Origin of the sequence: Pontibacter rugosus (assembly GCF_042678745.1) — a bacterium.
Lineage (GTDB): Bacteria > Bacteroidota > Bacteroidia > Cytophagales > Hymenobacteraceae > Pontibacter > Pontibacter rugosus.
Window position 1 is genome coordinate 1 of the sequence record NZ_JBHTLD010000461.1, and the last position, 823, is coordinate 823.

Consider the following 823-nt stretch of genomic DNA (forward strand, 5'->3'; position numbering starts at 1 on the left):
ACCATGAGTTGGAACATGTAAATATTACTAGAAAAGTACTTTTCCCGAATGGGCGTCCAATACTAGATTTGATCGTAAAATCAAAAAAGTTATCTTCAGTTGGTGGATTTGGTAATAGGCTAATGCAATGTGTATATGTAGATAAAGTAGAAACAACAAATGAAGCCGCAGCACAAAAAGCAGTAGAAGAGTTTTGCAGGATTGAATATAATAAAATCAAAGAGAGCTTTATTTTGTCTGATTTTTCAACGCAAATTGAAAAGGTTAAAACTTATTCACTAGGATTTGCAGGGAAAGACCAACCTGAATTTGGGAGTAAAAATCAAGTTTTGATTGGAGAAACGACGAATAGCCCATTTGAAATTGTGAAGTCTTTCTTCGATACCCTTACAAATTTTAATGTACAGGCTGCCTTACCTGTATTTACTTACCAACAACAATTTAATGAATTTGGTAAAAAAGCTGTTTCAAAGGAAATTTATAAAACAATATGCGAACTTCAAGGTGAAACGATCAAAGATGCTGAAAACTACTTAGGTAGTGAATTGCAAACCATTCCGCCTCTAGTAAGTATTGTCCTTGCAAAAGCTAGAAATAAAGAAGACATTCCAAATACCCTTACTGATATCAGAGAAGATTTTACTGAATTCAGAAATTGCTGCGAAAATTTTGAAAAGAGACTTAATGGTGCCTCAACTTTAAAAGACCAGCTTGATGCTATAAAAGAGTACAAGGAGTTCTGGTCAGCTTTAATAAAAAAATATTCAGACCAAAACTCAAGAATTATGTTCAGGTTCTTAGATATGGCAAGAGAATCTGATTA

1 protein-coding gene is annotated in these 823 nt (G+C 33.3%); it reads left to right on the plus strand.

Annotated elements, in window-relative coordinates; genetic code table 11:
* On the plus strand, nt 1-823 hold an 823-nt coding region (locus ACFQ2O_RS21915), incomplete at both ends, for a hypothetical protein (protein ID WP_377533096.1).